A 21,699-nucleotide genomic window follows, 5' to 3' on the forward strand; every position below is an offset into this window, starting at 1 on the left:
TTTAAGAGGAGCGCGCTGCATGACCGTGATCAAGCAAGACGACCTGATTCAGAGCGTCGCCGACGCCCTGCAATTCATCTCGTACTACCACCCCGTCGATTTCATCCAGGCCATGCACGAGGCCTATCTGCGTGAAGAATCGCCTGCTGCGCGCGATTCCATCGCCCAGATCCTGATCAACTCGCGCATGTGCGCCACTGGCCATCGCCCGATCTGCCAGGACACCGGTATCGTCACCGTGTTCATCCGCGTGGGCATGGACGTGCGCTGGGACGGCGCCACCATGAGCGTCGACGACATGATCAACGAAGGTGTGCGTCGCGCCTACAATCTGCCTGAAAACGTCCTGCGCGCTTCGATCCTGGCCGACCCGGCCGGTGCCCGCAAGAACACCAAGGACAACACCCCGGCAGTGATCCACTACTCCATCGTCCCCGGCGACAAGGTCGAGGTCGATGTCGCAGCCAAGGGCGGCGGCTCGGAGAACAAGTCGAAGATGGCCATGCTCAACCCGTCCGACTCGATCGTCGACTGGGTACTGAAGACCGTCCCGACCATGGGCGCTGGCTGGTGCCCGCCTGGCATGCTCGGCATCGGCATCGGCGGTACCGCCGAGAAGGCCGCCGTCATGGCCAAGGAAGTGTTGATGGAGTCCATCGACATCCACGAACTGAAAGCCCGTGGCCCGCAGAACCGCCTGGAAGAAATCCGTCTGGAGCTGTTCGAGAAGGTCAACCAGCTGGGCATCGGCGCCCAGGGCCTGGGTGGCCTGACCACCGTGCTCGACGTCAAGATCATGGACTACCCGACCCACGCCGCTTCGCTGCCGGTGTGCATGATCCCCAACTGCGCCGCCACCCGCCACGCCCACTTCGTGCTCGATGGCTCCGGCCCGGCCGAGCTGGAAGCGCCGTCGCTGGACGCCTACCCGGAAATCGTCTGGGAAGCCGGCCCGAGCGCCCGTCGCGTCAACCTCGACGCCATCACCCCGGAAGAAGTCGCCAGCTGGAAGCCGGGCGAAACCATCCTGCTCAACGGCAAGATGCTGACCGGCCGCGATGCCGCGCACAAGCGCATGGTCGAAATGCTCAACCGTGGCGAAGAGCTGCCGGTGGACCTGAAAGGCCGCTTCATCTACTACGTTGGCCCGGTCGACCCGGTCGGTGACGAAGTGGTAGGCCCAGCCGGCCCGACCACCGCCACCCGCATGGACAAGTTCACCCGCCAGATCCTCGAGCAGACCGGCCTGCTCGGCATGATCGGCAAGTCCGAGCGCGGCCCTGCCGCCATCGAAGCGATCAAGGACAACAAGGCCGTGTACCTGATGGCCGTCGGCGGTGCTGCCTACCTGGTGGCCCAGGCCATCCGCAAGTCGAAGGTCCTGGCCTTCGCCGAGCTGGGCATGGAAGCGATCTACGAGTTCGAGGTCAAGGACATGCCGGTGACCGTCGCCGTGGACAGCAACGGTGAGTCGGTACACATCACTGGCCCTGCCCTGTGGCAGAGCAAGATTGCCCAGAGCCTGGCAGTCGAAGTGAAGTAAATCTGCTGCAAAAGCGTCACGGCCCTGCTCTTTGTAGGAGCAGCCTTGTGCTGCGAAGAGGCCTTGTGTCACCCACAGATATTTGGGTGAGCACAGGCCCATTAGCAGCACAAGGCTGCTCCTACAGGGGGCAGATCCGGTCAAACTGCTCCGGCCAGTCCCTGCGGGTAAACACCTGCCCTTCCCGCCTCACCCGCCGTACTTCCTCAAGGTCCACCTCACAGACCAGCCACTGACTAGTGGCAGGGCTCGATTCTTCACTCAAGGCCACCACCCCATCCCCCGGCATCCCATGATCCGGCGGCACGAACAGCCCTGCCCGGCCGATATTCTCGTCCAGCGCCGGCGACCAGGGCGCCAGCCCGACCGTGGGGCTCTGCAACACCGCAATCTGGTTCTCCAGCGCCCGCGCCTGGGCACCGATGCGCACCCGGTGGTAACCCGCCTCGGTGTCGGTACAGCTCGGCGCCAGGATCAGGTCGGCACCACCCTCCGCCAGGCGCCGCGCCAGCATCGGGAATTCGTTGTCGTAGCAGATCAGGATGCCCAGGCGCCCCAGTTCAGTGTCGAACACCTGCAGCCCCTGGCCCGCGGCTATGTCCCACTGCTCCCGTTCGAAACGGGTCATCATCAGTTTGTCCTGGTAGCCCAGCACACCTTGGGGGCCGAACAGCCAGGCACGGTTGCGGTAGCGCCCATCGCTGTCCAGCACCGGTACACTACCCGGTTGCAGGTAGATACCCCAGCGCCGGGCAAGGCTCTCGCACAAGGCCCTCCAGGGTTCGATCAGCGGCTGGATACCGGCGATGGAAGCCTTCAGGTCACCCCGCTGCTCGGCACTCAGCTGCCCGCTGAGCACCAGGCCGGCGTACTCCGGCAACAGCAGCAAGCGGGCCCCCGCGTCCACCGCCTTGGCGCACAGGGCTTGCAGATGATCGGCGTAGGCCTCCCAGGTTTCATGCAGCTCGATGGCGTACTGGCAGGCCGCCAGGCGGATCATATCGGCAGTTCCTTGAGCCAGAACGACATCAGCTTGTCGGAGCTTTCCTGCTCGTCCAGGTCGCGCCAGGCGTAGCTGGTGCGCAGCGACGGGTCGTGCAGGAAGCCGCGGTTACGCCAGAAGCCATGCAACGGCTTGTAGTCCGCAGGCCGCCGCGGATGCACACCTGGCCGCTCGACCGCACAGAACGCGCAATAGTCGAACTCGGCCAGCTTGTGTGCGTAGGACTCGCGCTCGATGAAAAAGCGCACCCCCAGGCCCTGGCCACGGTACTCGGGCAGTACCACCGATTCACCAAAGTAGTACACGCTGGCCGGGTCGCGCCCCTGGGCCAGGAACGGCTGCTGGAACTCGGGGGCGACATCCACCAGCGGCAGGCCGGTGGAGGCACCGACCACCTTGCCGTCGTCCAGCGCCAGCACCACCAGGCTGCGCCCGGAGCGGGCATAAGTGGCCAGGTAGTCGGCCTCGTACTCCGGGGTGCCGTCATAAAGGTAGGGAAACTCGCGAAACACGGTAAGGCGCAGGCGAGCGAGGTCATCGATGTAAGGCGCGATAGCGGCGCCGTGCAACAGGCGTATTTCCATGCTTGGCGGTCGTTTTGTCGATGTGGATGACGCGCTCGGCTAAGCCGGGCTTGAGGGGAAACCCTATCATCCGGAGCGACGACCCGCCTTTTCCCTCCACGACAGGTATTGTTCCATGACCGCTACCGAACTGGTAAATGCTTACTACGCCGCCTTCAATGCGGGCGACATGCCGGCCTTTCTCGCCCTGCTCAGCGAGGATGTGATCCACGACATCAACCAGGGCGAGCGGCAGATGGGCAAGGCCCGGTTTGCAGCGTTCATGGACAAGATGAACCGCTGCTACCGCGAGCGCCTGGCCGATATCGTGGTGATGCAGAACGCCGACGGCAGCCGCGCGGCGGCGGAGTTCACCGTGCATGGGGAATATCTGGCCGATGACGAAGGGTTGCCGGCGGCCAACGGGCAGACCTATGTGCTGCCGGCAGGGGCGTTCTTCTATATCCATTGCGGGAAGATTGCCCGGGTGACCAACTACTACAACCTCAATGACTGGGTCGAGCAGGTGGGTTAAGCCTGGTTGAGCTGTGTTGCCTGCACTGGCCTCATCGCCGGCAAGCCAGCTCCCACAGGTACTCCACAGGTCTTGAAACCTTCGCTAAACCTGTGGGAGCTGGCTTGCCGGCGATAAGGCCGTATCAGGCAATACGGGTACCAAGCACCTTGAGGAATGCCGCCAACCACGCCGGATGCGCCGGCCATGCCGGTGCCGTCACCAGGTTGCCGTCCACATGCGCCTGGTCCACCGCGATATCGATGAATGTCCCGCCCGCCAAGCGCACTTCCGGGGCGCACGCCGGGTACGCACTGCATTCGCGCCCTTCCAGCACGCCGGCCGCCGCCAGCAACTGGGCACCATGGCAAACCGCCGCGATCGGCTTGCCGGCCTGGTCGAACGCCCGCACCAGCTCCAGCACCCGCTCATCCAGGCGCAGGTACTCCGGTGCACGACCACCCGGGATCAGCAGCGCGTCGTAACTCTCGGGCCGTACACGCACGAAGTCATAATTCAAGGCAAAGTTGTGCCCCGGCTTTTCGCTGTAGGTCTGTTCGCCCTCGAAATCATGAATCGCGGTACGCACCGTCTGCCCCGCGACCTTTTCCGGGCATACCGCATGCACCGTGTGCCCGACCATGCTCAGCGCCTGGAACGGCACCATGACTTCGTAATCTTCGACGTAGTCGCCGACCAACATGAGAATTTTCTTTGCCGTCATCGCACCCACTCCTTCGATTGCCTTGAGCCAATCACTGCACGATAGCTGGTCTCAGTCGCGACGGTCGAGCAAGTTGACCACCAACCGGTCCAGCCACCCCCACAACCGCTGCTTCACCCGGCGCCACAGCGGCCGGGCATTCCAGTGGCCCAGGTCGACCACCTCGCTCAACGCGAAATCACGCTCGAAACTGGCCTGCACGGCAGCCGTCAGCGGCGGGTCGAGTGCCTCGATATTGGCCTCGAGGTTGAAGCGCAAGTTCCAGTGATCGAAGTTGCATGAGCCGATACTGACCCAATCGTCGATCAACACCATCTTCAGGTGCAGGAAACACGGCTGGTACTCGTAGATACGCACCCCGGCGCGCAGCAGACGCGGGTAATAGCGATGCCCGGCGTAACGTACCGATGGATGATCGGTGCGCGGCCCGGTCAGCAGCAGCCGCACATCGACCCCCTTGCCGGCAGCCCGGCGCAGCGACCGACGCACGCTCCAGGTCGGCAGGAAGTAAGGCGTGGCCAGCCACACTCGCTGCTTGCCGCTGTTGATCGCGCGCACCAGCGAATGCAGGATGTCCTGGTGCTGGCGGGCGTCGGCATAGGCTACCCGGCCCATGCCCTGCCCCTGTGCAGGCACCTTGGGCAGGCGCGGCAGGCCAAAGCCCTCGGCGGGGCGCCAGGCTGTGCGACGGTTGTTGGCGTGCCACTGGCGGTCGAACAGTAACTGCCAGTCGCTTACCACCGGCCCCTGCATCTGCACCATCACCTCGTGCCATTCACTGGTCGCCTCGCCCGGCGTCCAGAACTCGTCGGTGACGCCCGTGCCGCCCACCACTGCCCAGCGTTCGTCCACCAGCAGCAACTTGCGGTGATCGCGGTACAGGTTGCGCAAGCCACGCTTCCAGCGCAGGCGGTTGTACCAGCGCAGGTACACACCTGCGTCCAGCAGGCGCTGACGCAACTTGCTGTTGAAGGCCAGCGAGCCATAGTCGTCGAACAGGCAGCGCACCCGCACGCCACGTCGGGCAGCCTGCTCCAGCGCTTCGACCACCGCATCCGCGCAGTCACCGGCCTCGACCAGGTACAGTTCCAGGTCGACCTGGAATTCGGCGCGCATGATCGCCAGGAGCATGCGCGGAAAAAACTCGGGGCCGTCGATCAGCAGTTCGAACTGGTTGCCATCCCGCCAGGGAAAGACCGGCCCCGGCATGTCAGCGGGCGGTGAAGATCAGCACCGCGCTAACCGGCACCGACGGGTTGATGGACTTGAGTCCGGCGAACTTGCGCAGGCGTTGCAGCCCCGGCAGCAGGCCGAAATCCTCGGCGCGCAGCACCAAGGGCTCCAGGGTCACCACCTGGAAGCGTCGCTCGTCCAGGCGGGTGGCCAGCAGCAGGGCGTTGTAGCTGTGGGACTGGCCATGCAGCGTCACGGTCAATGGCAGGCGTAGTTCGATCTGGGCACCGTTGGCCAGGTCGTTGATCGGCCGTAGGTCCAGTTGCGCCTGCACCTTGGCTTCGGCAAAGCGCTCGACCTCGAACAGGTCCTCGCGCATGCGTTCATCACGCAGCGGAATACCGCTGCTCACCGAGTCCATCTCGATGCTCAACGCGGCCACTCCCTTGCGGTCGACCGTTCCATGCAGCACCAGGAAGCGGTGCACTTCGGCGGTGTTACCGTTCTTGCCGGTAATGAACGAAAGGCGCGAAGACTCGCCATCGAGGTGCCAGTTGGCGTGGGCGGGCAGGCAAAAAGCCAGCAACAAAGCGGGCAGCAGGCGGGGCAGCTTGAACATGACAGATCTCGTGAAACCAGGCCGCCAACCTTACCCGCCCGCCTTCACGGCAGCAAGCGGCAGCCCTCGCGCGGGCCTTGCCAGGCAGCCTGATTGCGACGGCCCAGGCCTTCGGCGGTGACCTGCCGCTGTTGGCTGTCTTCCTCCAGCAGGCTCAGCGGCAGCCATTGCTTCACGTAGCCTTGGCAATACGCCGGCTCGAACCCCATGACGAAGCGGCACGAGCAATATTCCTTGGCCGAGTAGGCCGAAAGGATACCGGGGAAGTCCGCCAGGGCCTGGCGCTCATGCCAGGCCCAGTAGACCACCCCCAGCAGCACCACCAGCAGCACCCGCTTCATGCCCCCTCCCCAGCCAGCGCCGCGAGTATCCGCTTGAGCAGTTCATCGTGCTGGTAGCTGCCGTCGCGGTCATCGGCGTAACGCACGATCACCAGCTTTTGCGCGGGCAGCACGTACAGCGCCTGGCCCCAGTGGCCAAGGGCTGCGTAGGTGTCCGCGGGAGCACTCGGCCAAGGCCGGGCAGCGCCGACCAGCGGCTGATTGAGCCACCAGTGGCCACCGGGGTTGGCCTCGCCGGGCAGTGCTTCGGCTTTGGCAAACGGCGTGCGGTTGAAAGCCACCCAGGGCTTGGGCAGCAATTGCCGATCCTGCCAACGCCCGTCGCGCTGCATCAGCAGGCCGATGCGCGCCAGGTCGCGAGCGCTGAGGTACAGGTAGGACGAACCCACATAGGTACCCGCGCGGTCCCGCTCCCATACCGCGCTGTCGATCCCCAACGGAATGAACAGCGCATGCCAGGGGTAGTCGGGGTACTGACCGGCATCGAGCATGCCGCGCAACGCCGCGGCCAGCAGGTTGCTGTCGCCACTGGAATAGAGAAACCGCTGGCCCGGGCTGGCCACCGCTTCCCGCGCCGCGGTGTAGGCCGCCATGTCCTCGCGGCCACGGGTATACAGCATGGCCACCACCGAGGACTTGAGCGGGGCGTACTCGTAGTCTTCCTGCCAGTCCAGGCCGCTGGCCCAATGCAGCAGATCGGCCATGCGCACGCCGGGATGGGCGTGCATGGCCGGGTAGAAATGGGTCACCGGGTCCTGCAACTGGAAGCGGCCTTCGCCCTGGGCTATGCCCAATAGCGTGGCGAGTACGCTCTTGCTGATCGACCAGGTCAGGTGGGCGGTGGCGGCAGTGCTGGGGGCGGCGTAGCGTTCGTGGAGGATGCGGCCGTCGCGGATGATCAGCAGGGCGTCGGTGCGGATGCCGCTGCGTTCGGGGGTGGTGCGTGCGGGGAAGGCGTAGGCGTCGACGGCTTGCCAGTCGAGGGGGGTGTTGTCGATTGGCCAGTCGGGTTCAGGCCAGTCTTCGGCCCGGGCACAACCCGCAACCATTATCAGGATGATCAACAGTACCTTCATCGTGATCGCCGTTATTGGGGCCGCTGCGCAGCCCTATCGCGACACAAGGCCGCTCCTACAGGTACAGCGTCAGCCTGAACTTGACGCGTTCCCCTGTAGGAGCGGCCTTGTGTCGCGAAAGGGCCGCAAAGCGGCCCCAGGATTCATCGGATCACACAAACCTATCAGGCATTCATGACAATCCCGCAGCAGCCCAAGCCTTGTTCAGCCGCTTCTCCCGCGCCGCCGCCGCCAGCGCCATCACCCCCTGGTCACGCTGCCAGATCTGCGCCCACTGCGCCGGCCCCGCCGCCAACGCGGCATCGATCTCCCCTCGCAGCGCCTGGAACTGTGCAAACAATCCTCCCAGCAACAAATGGCAACCAACGCTATCGGCGCACTGCCGGCTACCTTCGGCACACCCGGCCAGCAGCCCAAGCAGCTGCAGGCGCAGGGCCTGCGGCCAGGCGCACTCCTGCCCCACGCCATAGAGCCAGGCCGTCAACGCCGTAAGCACATACAAGTCCTCCAGCGAACGGAACGGCTTCACATAGGCATCCCAACCATCACCGGCCAATAACTCGCACGCCGCGTGCTCCAGCACCAGTCGCCCATGGCCTACCTCCGGCATCAGCGGCAGGGTCGGCAGCGCTTCCAGCGTCACACCTGGCTCCCCGGGGTAGACCACCGCCAGGTTCAACTGCGGCGCCGCGCCCGTCGCCTCGCAGCGCGCCGCCACCAGCAGCCATTCCGCCTCCAGGCCTGCAGTGACGAAGTCCTTGCTGCCGGTCAGCCGCAAGCCGTCCAGGCGCGTGCGCATGTCCGCCGGCCGCACGCTGCGCCGTTCGGTGGCGCACAGGGCGCCGAGGCTGGGTGGAGCACTGGGCCACAGCACGCGCAAGGCGGCCTGGTAGCCGACCAGGAAGGCCAGGCCGGGGGTGGCCATCGCGCGCCCGCCGAGCACCGCCAGTTCGAACGGCGCAACCGGGCCAAGGCGCTCGAGCAGCGCGGCATAGGTTTCGCCCAGGGTGCCCGCCAGCGCTTGGCGAAGCGGGTCGTTGAGTCGTTGCAACCAGGCCATCGGTCGGCTCCTTGCTGAAGGGCTTTCAGTTGTGGCTCAGGGGGTGTCACGCAAGCATCACCAAAGATTCACAGGGGTGACACCCCATCTACCTAGGCTGACTTTGCACAACAAAGCCGACCGGCCGCAACCCTTCATGGCTGGCTTATGGAGACTCGTAATGACTCGGATCGCTCACGCTGGCGACAACAGCACCGAACGCCGTCTGCAAGCCGAACGCCTGGTTGGCGCCGCGGCCCTGCAGGAAGCCCAGGCCCTGCGCTACAAAGTGTTCAGCGCCGAATTCAAGGCCAAGCTCAAAGGAGCCGAGCAAGGCCTGGACATGGACGACTACGACGTGCACTGCCGCCACATTGGCGTACGCGACCTGAGCACCGGCGAGCTGGTTGCCACCACCCGCCTGCTCGACCATCAGGCCGCCAGCAGCCTGGGCCGCTTCTATAGCGAAGAAGAATTCAGCCTGCACGGCCTGTTGCAGCTGCAGGGCCCGATCCTGGAGCTGGGCCGAACCTGCGTAGCTCCCGACTACCGCAACGGCGGCACCATCGCCGTGCTCTGGGGCGAACTGGCCGAAGTGCTCAACGAAGGCCGCTACAGCTACCTGATGGGCTGCGCCAGCATCCCCATGCAGGATGGCGGGGTGCAGGCCCACGCGGTGATGCAGCGCCTGCGTGACCGCTACCTGTGCACCGAGCACCTGCGCGCCGAGCCGAAGAACCCGTTGCCCAACCTGGCCCTGCCGAACAACGTCATCGCCGAGATGCCACCGCTGCTCAAGGCGTACATGCGCCTGGGCGCGAAGATCTGCGGCGAGCCGTGCTGGGACGAAGACTTCCAGGTGGCCGATGTGTTCATCCTGCTCAAGCGCGACGAACTGTGCCCACGCTACGCCCGCCACTTCAAGGCAGCGGTCTGATGCCGAAGCTGCGGGTAATGGCCCGCCTGACTCGACTGCTGCTGGTACTGCTGCTGGGCATGCTGATGGCCAGCGTGATCGCCCTGGGCGAACGCCTGGGGTTCAAGGCGCCCATCGAGCGCCGCCAGCGCTGGACCTGCCTGTTCATGAAGCGCCTGGTCGCGGCCCTTCCCTTCGATGTGCGGGTGATCGGAGAGCTGCCCCAACGGCCAATGCTGTGGGTCAGCAACCACGTGTCCTGGACCGATATCCCGTTGCTTGGCATGCTGCTGCCGCTGTCGTTCCTGTCAAAGGCCGAAGTGCGGCACTGGCCGGTGGCCGGCTGGCTGGCGGAAAAGGCCGGCACTTTGTTCATCCGCCGTGGCGGGGGCGACAGCCAGCGCCTGCGTGAGCAGATCGCCGGGCAACTGGGTCTTTCCCGGCCGCTACTGATCTTCCCGGAGGGCACCACCACAAGTGGCCGTACCCTGCGCACCTTCCATGGTCGCCTGCTGGCAGGTGCCATCGACCGTGGCGTGGCGGTGCAGCCGGTCGCTATCCAGTACCTGCGCGATGGCCAGATCGACCCGATTGCACCGTTCATTGGTGACGATGACCTGGTGTCGCACCTGATGCGCCTGTTTGCCCTGCCGCGGGGCGAGGTATGCATTCACCTGCTGCAGCCGATCGGCAGCGTGGGCAAGGAGCGAGCGGTGCTGGCGTTGCAGGCGCAGCAGGCGATTCACCTGGCGTTGTTCGGGGTTGAAGAAGTCGAGCTGGCGCCACGGCGGCAGGCGCGGGCTGCCTGAACTCTTGCACTGCCAGTACCGGCCTCTTCGCGGGCTTGCCCGCGAAGAGGCCAGCGCAGGACTAACTGCCAGACAACCGGCCAGCCGCTGCAAACGCCTGCAACTGTGGATAAAACTCCCTGAAGTCCGCCAGCAATGGCTCATACAGCCGCTCCAGCTCCCCCATCACCCCAACCATCCCCTCCGGCCGCGACAAGCGCCGGGCAATACCGTTGAACACCTGCTCCAGCGTGGCAAAATCGCCATACGCCCCCAGCCAGTCATCCGCCGCCATGAACGGCGCAATCCGCGCCAGCCGCCCCGGCAACTCGGGCTCCGCCAGCAATACCCGATAAAAGTCCCCGGTGAACTGCTCCAGCGGCTGCTCGGCATAATCCTGCCAATGCCGGGCCAGGCAATGGTCGAAAAACACATCCAGAACGATACCGGCAAAGCGCCGCCGCTCACGCGGAAAACGCGCAAGAGCCGCCAACACCAACGGGTGCTGGTCGGTATAGCTGTCGATATGCCGGTGCAGCCGGATGGCCGCCTCCAGCGCTGGCGGGAAGCGCCCTTCCAGCGAGCCTTTGACGAAGTCGCCATACAGGCTGCCAAGCAGTTGGTGCGGCGCCGGGCCGCCAAGGTGCAGGTGTGCGAGGTAGTTCATGAGCGCAGTCTAGCACCGCCGGCCCATATATCGTTATAACGCGATATAGCGATTCGTGCTCAGCTCAGAACCTCTTCATATTTGTATATCGGGAAACCACGATTTACATTTCGTTCTATCGCGATATACCGCTACAACGAGCCTCAACCCATGCCTATCGATCTCGACGAAATCATAAAAGCGCTGGCCCACCCGGTCAGGCGAGAAATCCTCAGCTGGCTGAAGGACCCGGCGACACAATTCCCCGACCAGTACCACAGCACCGAGAACGGTGTATGTGCCGGGCAGATAGACCAACGCTGCGGTCTGTCGCAGTCGACCGTCTCCGCCCACCTGGCCACCTTGCAGCGCGCCGGGCTGATCAGCAGCCAGAAGATCGGCCAATGGCATTTCTTCAAACGCAACGAAGCCACCATCCAGGCGTTTCTCGAACAACTGCGCCAAGCACTCTGAACAGGCAGGTAACCGTAATGACCACGCTTTTCGATCCGATCACCCTGGGCGACCTGCAACTGCCCAACCGCATCATCATGGCCCCGCTCACCCGCTGCCGGGCCGACGAAGGCCGCGTGCCCAACGCGCTGATGGCCGAGTATTACGTACAGCGCGCCAGCGCCGGGCTGATCCTCAGCGAGGCGACCTCGGTCAGCGCCATGGGCGTCGGCTACCCGGATACCCCTGGTATCTGGAACGACGAACAGGTGCGTGGCTGGAACAACGTGACCAAGGCCGTGCATGCCGCCGGCGGGCGCATCTTCCTGCAGCTGTGGCATGTTGGCCGCATCTCCCACCCCAGCTACCTGAACGGCGAGCTGCCGGTGGCCCCCAGCGCGATCCAGCCCAAGGGCCATGTAAGCCTGGTGCGCCCGCTCAGTGACTACCCCACCCCACGCGCGCTGGAAACCGAAGAAATCATCGACATCATCGAGGCCTACCGCAGCGGTGCCGAGAATGCCAAGGCTGCCGGTTTCGATGGCGTGGAAATCCACGGCGCCAACGGCTACCTGCTCGACCAGTTCCTGCAGAGCAGCACCAACCAGCGCACCGACCGCTACGGCGGTTCGTTGGAAAACCGTGCGCGGCTGCTGCTGGAAGTGACCGATGCGGCCATTGAGGTGTGGGGCGCAAACCGCGTGGGCGTGCACCTGGCGCCGCGGGCCGATGCCCATGACATGGGCGATGCCGACCGTGCCGAAACCTTTACCTACGTGGCCCGTGAGCTGGGCAAGCGTGGTATTGCCTTCATCTGCTCGCGGGAAAAGGAAGCCGATGACAGTATCGGCCCGCTGATCAAGGAAGCGTTCGGCGGCCCGTACATCGTCAACGAGCGGTTTGACAAGGCCAGTGCCAATGCCGCCCTGGCCAGCGGCAAGGCCGACGCCGTGGCGTTTGGCGTGCCGTTCATCGCCAACCCTGACCTGCCGGCGCGGCTGGCGGCGGATGCGCCGTTGAACGAGGCGCGGCCGGAGACTTTCTATGGCAAGGGGCCGGTGGGGTACATCGACTATCCGACTATCCGCGGTTGTAACTGAAATCGCCGGGGCCGCTTTGCGGCCCTATCGCGACACAAGGCCGCTCCTACAGGGGAACGCGATTTCCTGTAGGAGCGGCCTTGTGTCGCGATAGGAGGGCAAAGCCCTCCCCTGCAATGTCACGGCCGGGCATTGATCTGCTGCTGCAGGTTCTGGATCTGGCTCTGCAAGGTATTTAGGTTGCGTGTCGTCTGCGCCCGGAAGGCGTCGAATTCCTGCACCGAAGCACCACTGGACGCCGCCGCGGCCGGGCGGTTATCGATCTGGCTCTTGAGCACCAGGATGTCCTGCTCCAGGTCCTGGATGGCCGCGCTCGGGTTACCCTGCTTCTTCAGCGCAGCAACCTCGCTGCCCAGGCTCTTGAGCTGCGCATCCAGCTTGGCGCCATCCACCTGCGCGGCCTTCAGCGCAGCAACCTGTTCGTTCAGGCCCTTGAACTGGGTATCCAGCTTGCCACCATCGACCTGGCCCGAGCGCAATGCGGCCAGCTCACCATTCACCGCCTTCAGTTGCGCCTGCAACTGGGTTTGCAGCTGGGTCACGGCCTTCTGCTGTTCGCGGGTATCAGCCAGTACCTGCTCCAGGCGCTTGCCCAGATCGCCGGTCTGCCCGGCCACCCCCTGCTGCAACTGACGCAGTTGCAGCTTCAACGCCTCGCTGTTGGTAGTGGCGCCGGATTCGCTGGCCGCCACCTTGCCGCTGATCGCCTGCAGGCGCCCGGCAGCCTCTTCGCTGATGCGAGCGAAGCTTTCCTGGGTCGCCACCAGTTGCTGCTCCATCAGCGAGATCTGCTGGAAGCTCCACCAGCCAAGGCCCGCCAAGGCGATGAACGAGGCCCCGAGCAATGCCCACAGCGGCGCCGTGCTGGCACCGCGAGCGGCCTTCTGGCGGCTGCGCACCACGTGCGCCGGCATCAGTTCGTCATCGTCATGGGTGCCCGCCCGCAGGCTAGGCACGTCATCGTAGTCATCGTGAGCATGGTTACGCATGGATACATTCAACCGCGGTAGTCGCAAAGAGGCACGAGTATAAACCGCCAGCGCGGCGCGTTGATGACCATTGTCGGCCGGCCGGCTTTACTGCCCCGGCGGCTGGTGCTTCCACCAGGCACAGAATTCATCCAATGCCGTCCACAGGCTGACCTTGGGCTGGTAGTCCAGGTACTGTCGGGCGCGGCTGATATCCAGGGTGAAATCGCGGCTCATCACCTGCATCCCCAGGCGCGACAGGGTCGGTTGCGGGCGTCCCGGCCACAACATGCAGGCCGCCTCGTTCAGCGCGGCCAGGCTGTAGGCCAGGCCGTAGGAACGGTAACGGGTAACCTGCGGCAGCTGCATCTGGCGCATCACGTAGTTGACCACATCCCACAGCGGCAGCGGCTGGCCGTTACTGATGTTGTAAGCCTGGCCCAGCGCCCGGTCGTCAGCGAACAGGGCACTGAGCAGTGCTTCGTTAAGGTTGTGCACGCTGGTGAAATCGACTTTGTTCAGGCCGTTGCCGATGATCGCCACGCGCCCCTTGCGCTGCATCTGCATCAGCCGCGGGAAGATACTGGCATCGCCAGCGCCGGTGACGAAGCGTGGGCGTAGCGCCAGCACCTCGAGGCCGAACTCCTGGGCACCGAACACTTTCTGCTCGGCCATGTACTTGGTCTGCCCGTAGTGGTCGTGGAAGCGGCGCGGCACCTGGTCTTCACGGATTTCCAGGCGCGAGCGGCCATTGAAGTAGATCGACGGCGACGACAGGTGTACCAGCCGCCGTACGTGCTCCTTCAAGCAGCCCTCGACCACGTTTTCGGTGACCACCACATTGCCTTGATAGAAGTCCTGGTAGCGCCCCCAGTTGCCCACTGCGCCGGCGCAGTGCACTACCGCCTCGACGCCCTGGCACAGGCGGCGGGCCAGCTCGGCATCCCCCAGGTCGCCGGGGATGAACTGGGCGCCGCGCTTGACCAGGTGCTCGACCCCTTCGGCTCGACGGCCGCTGACCCGCACGTCCAGGCCCTGCTCCAGGGCAAAGCGTGCAAAGCGCCCGCCAATGAAGCCACTCGCGCCGGTGACCAGAATTCGCATGTAAGACTCCGTCTTGCCAGATTTCAGATGCAACTGACGCCAGCCGTGGCTACAAGGGCACCAGCCATTGCCGTGCGGTGTGCCGAAGGTGGTCGGTCAGTTGCGCGAGCAGTTGCCCGCCATTGCGCCAATGATGCCAGTACAGCGGCACATCGATGGGGGTATCACTGCAGATTTCCACCAGCTGGCCGCTGGCCAGTTGCTCGCGGGCCTGCAGTTCGGGCACCAGGCCCCACCCCAGGCCGGCTTCGGTCATGCGCAGGAAGCCTTCGGACGACGGGCACAAGTGGTGCAGGAAGCCATCCTCGATGCCCAGTGATGCCAGGTAGCGGTGTTGCAGGAAGTCGTCCGGGCCGTACACGATCGCCGGGGTACGGGCCAGGCGGCTGGCGGCGAAGCCCTGCGGAAAATGCCGCGCCATGAACCCGGGGCTGGCCAGCGCCCGGTAGCGCATGGCACCCAGTGGCAGGCTGCGCGCCCCGGCCACCGGCCGCTCGCTGCCACACAGGCAGGCCGCAACTTCGCCCGCACGCATGCGTTTCAGGCCCACTTCCTGGTCTTCCACCACGAGGTCGGTCAGCACATTCTGCTGTGCGCAGAAGTTACCCACCGCACCGGCCCACCAAGTGGCCAGGCTGTCGGCATTGAGGGCGATGCGCAAGCGCTCCGGCATGCCCTCCTCGTCCAGCGCCGGCACCTGGCGCTGCAGGTCGCGCTCAAGCAGGCGCACCTGCTGCACATGGTTGAGCAACTGGCGGCCGACTTCGGTCGGGCTTGGCGGCGTGGCACGCACCAGCACCGGCTGGCCGACCCGCGCCTCAAGCAGCTTGATGCGCTGGGAAATGGCCGACTGCGACAAGCCCAGCACCTGCGCCGCGCGTTCGAAACCACCCTGCTCGATCACGGCGGCGAGGGCGGCCAGCAGCTTGTAGTCGAACATCGATTTTCCTAATGACGGATCAGCTCTATTTGTTTTTCTTATACAGCGTGGTTCATCACAATGGCCAGCATCTTTTAGACGCTTTGGAGAGCGCGCCATGTGGCAAAGCTATCTCAACGGCATGCTCGTGGCCTTCGGCCTGATCATGGCCATCGGTGCACAGAACGCTTTCGTCCTCGCCCAGAGCTTGCGCCGCGAGCATCATTTGCCGGTGGCGGCACTGTGCATCGTCTGTGACGCCATCCTGGTGGCTGCCGGAGTGTTCGGCCTGGCCACCGTGCTGGCGCACAACCCGACCTTGCTGGCGATCGCCCGCTGGGGCGGCGCGGTGTTCCTGATCTGGTACGGCGCCAAGGCTTTGCGCAGCGCCTGCTCCAGGCAGAGCCTGCAGCACCAGCAAGGCCAGGGTGCGCGCTCACGCCGCGCGGTGTTGCTCAGTGCCCTGGCGGTGACCCTGTTGAACCCGCACGTGTACCTCGACACGGTGCTGCTGATCGGCTCGCTGGGCGCCCAGCAGGCTGCGCCTGGCGCCTACGTGGCCGGCGCTGCCAGCGCCTCGCTGCTGTGGTTCTCGACCCTGGCGATCGGTGCGGCCTGGCTGGCGCCGTGGCTGGCCAGGCCGGCGACCTGGCGCATGCTCGACCTGATGGTGGCGGTGATGATGTTCGCGGTGGCGGCGCAGTTGATCTTCAACTGACCCTGGGCTTGTCACAACATTTCTAGCGCCTGGCAGATCGAGCGCCGCGCGGGCGGCGCTCGATCTGCCAGGCGCCACAAGGGGTAAGCCGAACACCACCGGTCGGCACACCCCAACCGCTCTGGAACCTCTATTCCCTATCTTTGTTGCGTGGTTATGCGCCGGGCCCGGTGCTATGATCCAGCCCTTGCGTCGCAAAGAGTACAAACTCGCCGACGCTCATCGGGCCGCCCGTGATCGGCCTTGCGCAAACCGCAAACAGACCTGAATCAGGAGATCCACCATGGCTTTTGAATTGCCGCCGCTGCCGTACGCCCACGATGCCCTGCAGCCGCACATCTCCAAGGAAACCCTGGAGTATCACCACGACAAACACCACAACACCTATGTCGTGAACCTGAACAACCTGGTCCCAGGCACCGAATTCGAAGGCAAGACCCTGGAAGAGATCGTCAAGAGCTCTTCGGGCGGCATCTTCAACAACGCCGCTCAAGTCTGGAACCACACCTTCTACTGGAACTGCCTGGCACCAAACGCCGGTGGCCAGCCGACCGGTGCCCTGGCTGACGCCATCAACGCCGCTTTCGGTTCCTTCGACAAGTTCAAGGAAGAGTTCACCAAGACTTCGGTTGGCACCTTCGGTTCCGGCTGGGGCTGGCTGGTGAAGAAGGCTGACGGTTCCCTGGCCCTGGCCAGCACCATCGGCGCCGGCTGCCCGCTGACCAGCGGCGACACCCCGCTGCTGACCTGCGACGTCTGGGAACACGCCTACTACATCGACTACCGCAACCTGCGTCCGAAGTACGTCGAGGCGTTCTGGAACCTGGTCAACTGGGCCTTCGTTGCCGAACAGTTCGAAGGCAAGACCTTCAAGGCCTGAGTCATCCAGCCTTGAGACAGAACCCCGGCGCCACGCCGGGGCTCTTCGAAAATCCGATGCCAGTCCTCTGGTATCGGATTTTTTTCGGGGCATGCGAGGGGCCAGAACGCCGTATTTTCAGGAAACGTACCGATCAAGCCAGCCAAGGCTATCTACAGTGGCACCCGTAGGCCGATACTCACATCCAACCCACCCTGCATACCCGCGCTGCTCCAGCGCCGCCAGCAACCCTGCAACATCCATCTGCCCCGTCCCCGGCTGATGCCGCCCCGGGCAGTCGGCCACCTGCACATGCACCGTCCGTTCAAAGAACTGCGCCAGCACATCGGCAGCATTTCCGGTCAGCAACTGTGCATGATAAAGATCAAGGATCAGCCCCATACCGGGATGCGCCTCCAGCACCCGCTGCGCCTTGCCGAAGTCGGACATGTAATACCCCGGCATTGCCTGCGTGCAGATCACCTCGATCAATGGCCGCAGCCCCTGGTCTTCAAAATACTTCACGGCATAGTCCAGGTTGCTCGCGTACACCTTGTCGGCGCCATCCTCGTGGGTTACCCCGGACATCAGGTGCACATCCGCACACGCCAGTGCGCGGGCATAGCTGACGGCCTGGCGTAACCCGTCACGGAACTCGGGCTCCTTGCCCGCCACCGCGGCAATACCCTTGGAAACGCCAGCCGGCGCAGCGAACTGGACCAATGGCAACCCATATTGCGCCAGTTGATCAGCCAACAAACTCGCGTCGAATTCATAGGGTGACGGGAATTCCACCGCGCGAAATCCGGCGGCGGCAGCGGCTTCGATACGCTGCAGAAAAGGCAGTTCATTGAACTGGAAGCCGAGATGAGCATTGAATTTGAGCATGCGTATAGATCCATCCGTGTGTGGTATTTTCCTGCCCCAGTCCGACCCGAATCTGCTGGATCGACTGAAGATAACCATTCGGAATACAGCCTGTGATAAAGAAAGATCTCGCCCTGCAGTTGGCCCCTCGCGTCATCGAGATGATCCGCGCCCGGTCGATGAAGGCCGGCGAGCCATTGCGCGAGCAGACCTTCGCCCAAGCCTTCGATGTCTCCCGCTCCCCCATTCGCAGGGTATTTGCCCTGCTCGCCGAGTGGAACATCGCGGTGCAGGAGCCCAATCGCGGCTACTTTCTGAAACAGGACGCCGGGCAGATCCAGGAAACCACTGTACCGCCCACCTGCGACCCATTCGAAGACTTCTACCTGCGCGTGGTGGACGACATCCTCAGCGGGGAAGTCCCTGCCGAATTCTTTGAGGCCCAATTACTGCGACGCTACTCCGTGCCCCGCGGGCAACTGCTCAAGGTCCTCAACCGGCTGGCCAGCGAAGCCATGGTCGAGCGCAAGCCCGGGCAAGGCTGGAGCCTTAACGAATTCGTACACAACGCCCAGACCCACATCCAGAGCTACCGCTTCCGCATGGCCATCGAGCCGGCCGCACTGCGCGAACCAGGCTACAAGGTCAACCAGGCCGCATTTGCCAAAGCCCGGGAGCAACAGCAGGCCATGCTCGACGGCGAAATTCACCAGCTGTCACGTGCCCAACTGTTCGAAATTGGCGCCCAGTTTCACGAAATGATCGTGCAGTGCTCGGGCAATCTCTTCTTCATAGATGCCATACGTCGGCAAAACCAGCTCAGACGCTTCATGAGCTACAAAGCCAACGTCGACCGCAGTCGCCTGATGACGCAATGCCTGGAGCACCTGCACCTGCTCGACTTGATCGAGTCCGGTCGGCGTGAAGAAGCCGCTCAGTTTCTCTGGAAACATCTGGACGAAGTCGGCCGGCTCAAGACCCGTCAGGATGCCTTGCTGGAAAGCCAGCAGGCGTAACCCCTTCCCCCGCCTTCCTTTCATTACCCGCGCGTTCAGATCAGGGAAGGCAGCTTAGACATTGCCTTCTTTTTACGCAAGATACAAAACCGCCCTGAGATTCAGCGCCAGGAGTAAATTTCGCGCCACTTATTGTATTTCATTGTAAGAATAAGCAATTATGCGCGCCGCTCGGACGCACTGTGGCACCGAATCACACAGGGATGATTGCAATGAAACAAGGAACGTTGGCTAACGGGACGGGGGTCTCCAGCCTGCTGTTCGGGGTGTACACGATTCTGCTGGCCCTGCTTGGCCTGACGCTGGCCTGTCAGGGAAGCACGCTGGTCAGTGCCGGCGGCTCGCCTTACTACGCAATGATGGGTACCGCATTGCTGCTGTCAGCCGCACTCATGGGCCTGAAGAAGTCGCTCGGCATCTATCTCTACGGTGCAGCATCCCTGGCCACCTACGGCTGGGCAATCTGGGAATCCGGCTACAACGGCTGGGCCTATATCCCACGTCTGGCATGGCTGGTACTTCTCAGTGTGATCTTTCTGGCCTTCTGGCCTCTTGTCCGGCGCGACTTTGCCAAAGTCAACAAGGCACTGTATTTCAGCGTCATGGGGGGGGCTGCCGCTGCTGATGGCGGCCACCATCCTGACACCGCTGTTCTTCCCCAACACCGTTCACCTGGCCGACTCGCCCGCTATCACCGCACATACACAGCAACCCTTCAGCCGCAGTACCGTGACCTCACCGGACGCCAATGTCGCCGCGTCCCACGACAAGACCAACTGGACCGCCTATGCCGGCTCCAACCTCGGCAACCACTATTCCGCTGCGGCGCAGATTACCCCAAGCAACGTTTCCGGCCTGGTCAAGGCCTGGGAGTATCATCATGGCGATGTGAAACAGCCTGGCGAAAAAACCAAGTATCTGAACGAGGCCACGCCAATCAAGGTTGGCGACTCGCTGTATACCTGCACGCCCAAGCAAATCATCATTTCGTTGAGCGCCACTACCGGCAAAGAGAACTGGCGCTACGACTCGAAAGTCGACCCGGACTATTTCGCCAACGGTGGTGCCTATTGCCGTGGTGTCTCGTACTACGAAGTACCCAATGCCAGTGGCCTATGCGCCAAACGCATCATCTGGGGTACCAACGACATCCGCCTGGGTGCAGTTGATGCGCTCACCGGGCAGGCCTGCCCAGATTTCGGCACGGCAGGCTTTGCCGACCTCAAGGACGGCCTGGGCACGTTCCGCAAAGGCTCCACCGGCATCACTTCTGCACCACTGGTAATCCGTGGTGTGGTCATTACCGGTGGCCGCGTGCTTGACTCGGATGTGCGCCCGGCGCCATCAGGTGTGGTTCGCGCCTACGACGCAGTCAGCGGCAAACAGAAGTGGGCCTGGGACCTCGGTCGCCCCGACAGCACTGCGCCTGCCGACGCCGATGAAACCTATACGCTCAGCACGCCCAACTCATGGGCGCCGATTTCCGCCGACGACGAACTGGGGCTGGTCTACATCACCACCGGCAATGCTGCAGGCGACTTCTATGGCGGTACCCGTACCGAACAGGAAGACAAGTTCAGCTCTTCACTGGTGGCCCTGGATGCGCTCACCGGCAAGGTCAAATGGCATTTCCAGACCGTCCATCACGACCTCTGGGACTACGACCTGAGCCCACAACCGGCGCTGATCGATTTCCCCACGAGCAGCGGCCCACGCCCGGCCGTCATTCAAGCGACCAAATCGGGCCAGTTGTTCGTCCTCGACCGCGCCACCGGCGAACCGCTGGTCGACGTGGTGCAGGCTGCCGTCCCGCAGGGCACTGCCCCTGGAGACTACACCGCGGCGACGCAGCCGCTGTCACCAAGCATGCCGAGCACCATGGGCCGCCCATCGAAAAGACCGGAAGTGCTGACCGAAGCCGACGCCTGGGGCCTGACGCCGTTCGATCAGTTGCAATGCCGCATCGAGTTTCGCCAGGCGCGTTACGAAGGGATCTTTACACCGCCGGTAGTCGGCCAGCAAAGCCTGATCTTTCCCGGCCATCACGGCGGCCTGAACTGGGGCGGAGTGATGGTGGACCTGCAGCGAGGCCTGCTGATCATCAACAACCAGCGGTTGCCGTACATGCAGGGGCTGGTTCCACGCGAACAGCTCGATGCGATCAATGCCAAGTCGTTTCAGGAGTCGCCGGGCAATAACCAGGGGTTCCGCGTCCAGGCCGGTCTGCCGTTCGGGGCAATCAAGGACCCATGGATGTCAGCGCTGGAACAGCCGTGCATCGCACCACCCTGGGGGTTCATCTCCGCTATCGACCTGCGCACACGTGAAGTGCGCTGGAGCCGCCCGTTCGGCACCGGCTATGACAGTGGGCCCTTGGGCATCGCCTCGAAACTGCGCTTCGAAATCGGCACTCCGAGCGACGCTACTGGCGTGGCTACAGCAGGAGGCGTGACCTTCATTGGCGCTGCCATCGACCGTTTCATGCGCGCCTACAACAGCGAAAGTGGTGAATTGCTGTGGGAAGAGCGCCTACCGGCCGGCAACCAGGCTTCGCCCCTGACCTACATGAGCGAAGGGCGGCAGTACGTTGTTGCCGTGGTCGGCGGGCATGACCGGATTCCGACCAAGCTGGGTGACAGCATCATTGCCTGGGCGCTGCCGGAAAAATAGCGCGCCCGCTGCGTAAAGGCGCTGCTCGGCACTGAAAGCCAGGCGCTGACATACCCGCTATCAACCAATCATCGACAGCC

Annotated in this window: 23 protein-coding genes; 10 read left to right on the plus strand and 13 right to left on the minus strand. The window is 63.8% G+C overall.

Annotated features, from left to right (window positions below):
• Positions 1 to 19: 19 nt before the first annotated feature.
• Entirely contained in the window at positions 20 to 1,543 is a 1,524-nt protein-coding gene (locus GEV38_RS22320) for a fumarate hydratase (protein ID WP_013974059.1), read from the plus strand.
• Positions 1,544 to 1,664: 121 nt separating this feature from the next.
• Here the strand turns inward: GEV38_RS22320 and GEV38_RS22325 are convergent, their stop codons facing one another.
• Entirely contained in the window at positions 1,665 to 2,543 is an 879-nt protein-coding gene (locus GEV38_RS22325) for a carbon-nitrogen hydrolase family protein (protein ID WP_015271665.1), read from the minus strand.
• Positions 2,540 to 3,130 carry a GNAT family N-acetyltransferase gene (locus GEV38_RS22330; protein ID WP_013974061.1) on the minus strand — a complete coding sequence of 197 codons (591 nt, stop codon included), beginning with the start codon at positions 3,128 to 3,130 and terminating at the stop codon, positions 2,540 to 2,542. Before GEV38_RS22330 ends, GEV38_RS22325 begins: the two co-directional genes overlap by 4 nt.
• Positions 3,131 to 3,245: 115 nt before the next feature.
• Between GEV38_RS22330 and GEV38_RS22335 the strand changes: the two genes are divergently transcribed.
• Positions 3,246 to 3,644, plus strand: a complete 399-nt coding sequence (locus GEV38_RS22335; RefSeq protein WP_015271666.1) for a nuclear transport factor 2 family protein — start codon at positions 3,246 to 3,248, stop codon at positions 3,642 to 3,644.
• 124 nt (positions 3,645 to 3,768) lie between these two features.
• On the opposite strand, the gene GEV38_RS22340 is transcribed toward GEV38_RS22335, so the two are convergent.
• The 6 genes from GEV38_RS22340 to GEV38_RS22365 form a co-directional block, all read right to left on the minus strand.
• Positions 3,769 to 4,347 (minus strand): DJ-1/PfpI family protein, encoded by a 579-nt coding sequence (locus GEV38_RS22340; RefSeq protein WP_015271667.1) that lies wholly within the window; start codon positions 4,345 to 4,347, stop codon positions 3,769 to 3,771.
• A gap of 51 nt (positions 4,348 to 4,398) precedes the next feature.
• Positions 4,399 to 5,556, minus strand: a complete 1,158-nt coding sequence (locus GEV38_RS22345; RefSeq protein WP_015271668.1) for a phosphatidylserine/phosphatidylglycerophosphate/cardiolipin synthase family protein — start codon at positions 5,554 to 5,556, stop codon at positions 4,399 to 4,401.
• A 1-nt stretch (position 5,557) separates the two neighbouring features.
• Complete coding sequence (locus GEV38_RS22350; RefSeq protein WP_015271669.1) at positions 5,558 to 6,139, minus strand: YceI family protein; 582 nt, start codon at positions 6,137 to 6,139, stop codon at positions 5,558 to 5,560.
• A gap of 44 nt (positions 6,140 to 6,183) precedes the next feature.
• A complete protein-coding gene (locus GEV38_RS22355; protein ID WP_013974066.1) occupies positions 6,184 to 6,480 on the minus strand; it encodes a hypothetical protein in 297 nt (98 codons plus the stop codon).
• On the minus strand, positions 6,477 to 7,556 hold the full coding sequence (locus GEV38_RS22360; RefSeq protein ID WP_102083291.1) for a serine hydrolase: 1,080 nt from the start codon (positions 7,554 to 7,556) through the stop codon (positions 6,477 to 6,479). Before GEV38_RS22360 ends, GEV38_RS22355 begins: the two co-directional genes overlap by 4 nt.
• Positions 7,557 to 7,728: 172 nt before the next feature.
• A complete protein-coding gene (locus GEV38_RS22365; RefSeq protein WP_015271671.1) occupies positions 7,729 to 8,616 on the minus strand; it encodes a hypothetical protein in 888 nt (295 codons plus the stop codon).
• A gap of 160 nt (positions 8,617 to 8,776) precedes the next feature.
• On the opposite strand from GEV38_RS22365, the gene olsB reads away from it, so the two are divergent.
• Positions 8,777 to 9,532, plus strand: a complete 756-nt coding sequence (gene olsB, locus GEV38_RS22370; RefSeq protein ID WP_015271672.1) for an L-ornithine N(alpha)-acyltransferase — start codon at positions 8,777 to 8,779, stop codon at positions 9,530 to 9,532.
• Positions 9,532 to 10,320 (plus strand): lysophospholipid acyltransferase family protein, encoded by a 789-nt coding sequence (locus GEV38_RS22375; protein WP_015271673.1) that lies wholly within the window; start codon positions 9,532 to 9,534, stop codon positions 10,318 to 10,320. The genes olsB and GEV38_RS22375 overlap by 1 nt, the downstream gene beginning before the upstream one ends.
• 61 nt (positions 10,321 to 10,381) lie before the next feature.
• Here the strand turns inward: GEV38_RS22375 and GEV38_RS22380 are convergent, their stop codons facing one another.
• Positions 10,382 to 10,966: an ACP phosphodiesterase gene (locus GEV38_RS22380; protein ID WP_015271674.1), complete on the minus strand. Its 585-nt coding sequence runs from the start codon at positions 10,964 to 10,966 to the stop codon at positions 10,382 to 10,384.
• A 150-nt stretch (positions 10,967 to 11,116) separates the two neighbouring features.
• On the opposite strand from GEV38_RS22380, the gene GEV38_RS22385 reads away from it, so the two are divergent.
• A complete protein-coding gene (locus tag GEV38_RS22385; RefSeq protein WP_015271675.1) occupies positions 11,117 to 11,419 on the plus strand; it encodes a helix-turn-helix transcriptional regulator in 303 nt (100 codons plus the stop codon).
• A gap of 17 nt (positions 11,420 to 11,436) precedes the next feature.
• Positions 11,437 to 12,498, plus strand: a complete 1,062-nt coding sequence (locus GEV38_RS22390; protein WP_054573320.1) for an alkene reductase — start codon at positions 11,437 to 11,439, stop codon at positions 12,496 to 12,498.
• 119 nt (positions 12,499 to 12,617) lie between these two features.
• Here the strand turns inward: GEV38_RS22390 and GEV38_RS22395 are convergent, their stop codons facing one another.
• The 3 genes from GEV38_RS22395 to GEV38_RS22405 all read right to left on the minus strand — a co-directional run bounded on the left by GEV38_RS22395 (position 12,618) and on the right by GEV38_RS22405 (position 15,510).
• Complete coding sequence (locus GEV38_RS22395; protein WP_015271677.1) at positions 12,618 to 13,487, minus strand: hypothetical protein; 870 nt, start codon at positions 13,485 to 13,487, stop codon at positions 12,618 to 12,620.
• An 87-nt stretch (positions 13,488 to 13,574) separates the two neighbouring features.
• Positions 13,575 to 14,570, minus strand: coding sequence for an NAD(P)-dependent oxidoreductase (locus tag GEV38_RS22400; RefSeq protein ID WP_013974074.1), 996 nt, complete (start codon positions 14,568 to 14,570; stop codon positions 13,575 to 13,577).
• A 49-nt stretch (positions 14,571 to 14,619) separates the two neighbouring features.
• Positions 14,620 to 15,510: a LysR family transcriptional regulator ArgP gene (locus tag GEV38_RS22405; RefSeq protein ID WP_054573319.1), complete on the minus strand. Its 891-nt coding sequence runs from the start codon at positions 15,508 to 15,510 to the stop codon at positions 14,620 to 14,622.
• A gap of 97 nt (positions 15,511 to 15,607) precedes the next feature.
• Here GEV38_RS22405 and GEV38_RS22410 point away from each other — a divergent pair, with 97 nt between their 5' ends.
• A complete protein-coding gene (locus GEV38_RS22410) occupies positions 15,608 to 16,207 on the plus strand; it encodes a LysE/ArgO family amino acid transporter (protein WP_003258234.1) in 600 nt (199 codons plus the stop codon).
• Between the two features lie 283 nt (positions 16,208 to 16,490).
• Positions 16,491 to 17,087 carry a superoxide dismutase gene (locus tag GEV38_RS22415; RefSeq protein WP_013974076.1) on the plus strand — a complete coding sequence of 199 codons (597 nt, stop codon included), beginning with the start codon at positions 16,491 to 16,493 and terminating at the stop codon, positions 17,085 to 17,087.
• A 117-nt stretch (positions 17,088 to 17,204) separates the two neighbouring features.
• Here GEV38_RS22415 and GEV38_RS22420 read toward each other — a convergent pair whose 3' ends face one another.
• On the minus strand, positions 17,205 to 17,954 hold the full coding sequence (locus tag GEV38_RS22420; protein ID WP_054573318.1) for a hydroxypyruvate isomerase family protein: 750 nt from the start codon (positions 17,952 to 17,954) through the stop codon (positions 17,205 to 17,207).
• Between the two features lie 92 nt (positions 17,955 to 18,046).
• On the opposite strand from GEV38_RS22420, the gene GEV38_RS22425 reads away from it, so the two are divergent.
• On the plus strand, positions 18,047 to 18,949 hold the full coding sequence (locus GEV38_RS22425) for a GntR family transcriptional regulator (protein ID WP_015271681.1): 903 nt from the start codon (positions 18,047 to 18,049) through the stop codon (positions 18,947 to 18,949).
• A gap of 624 nt (positions 18,950 to 19,573) precedes the next feature.
• Positions 19,574 to 21,619 (plus strand): pyrroloquinoline quinone-dependent dehydrogenase, encoded by a 2,046-nt coding sequence (locus tag GEV38_RS22430; RefSeq protein ID WP_256381861.1) that lies wholly within the window; start codon positions 19,574 to 19,576, stop codon positions 21,617 to 21,619.
• Positions 21,620 to 21,699: the final 80 nt, after the last annotated feature.

Origin of the sequence: Pseudomonas sp. 13159349, assembly GCF_013305685.1 — a bacterium.
GTDB lineage: Bacteria > Pseudomonadota > Gammaproteobacteria > Pseudomonadales > Pseudomonadaceae > Aquipseudomonas > Aquipseudomonas asiatica.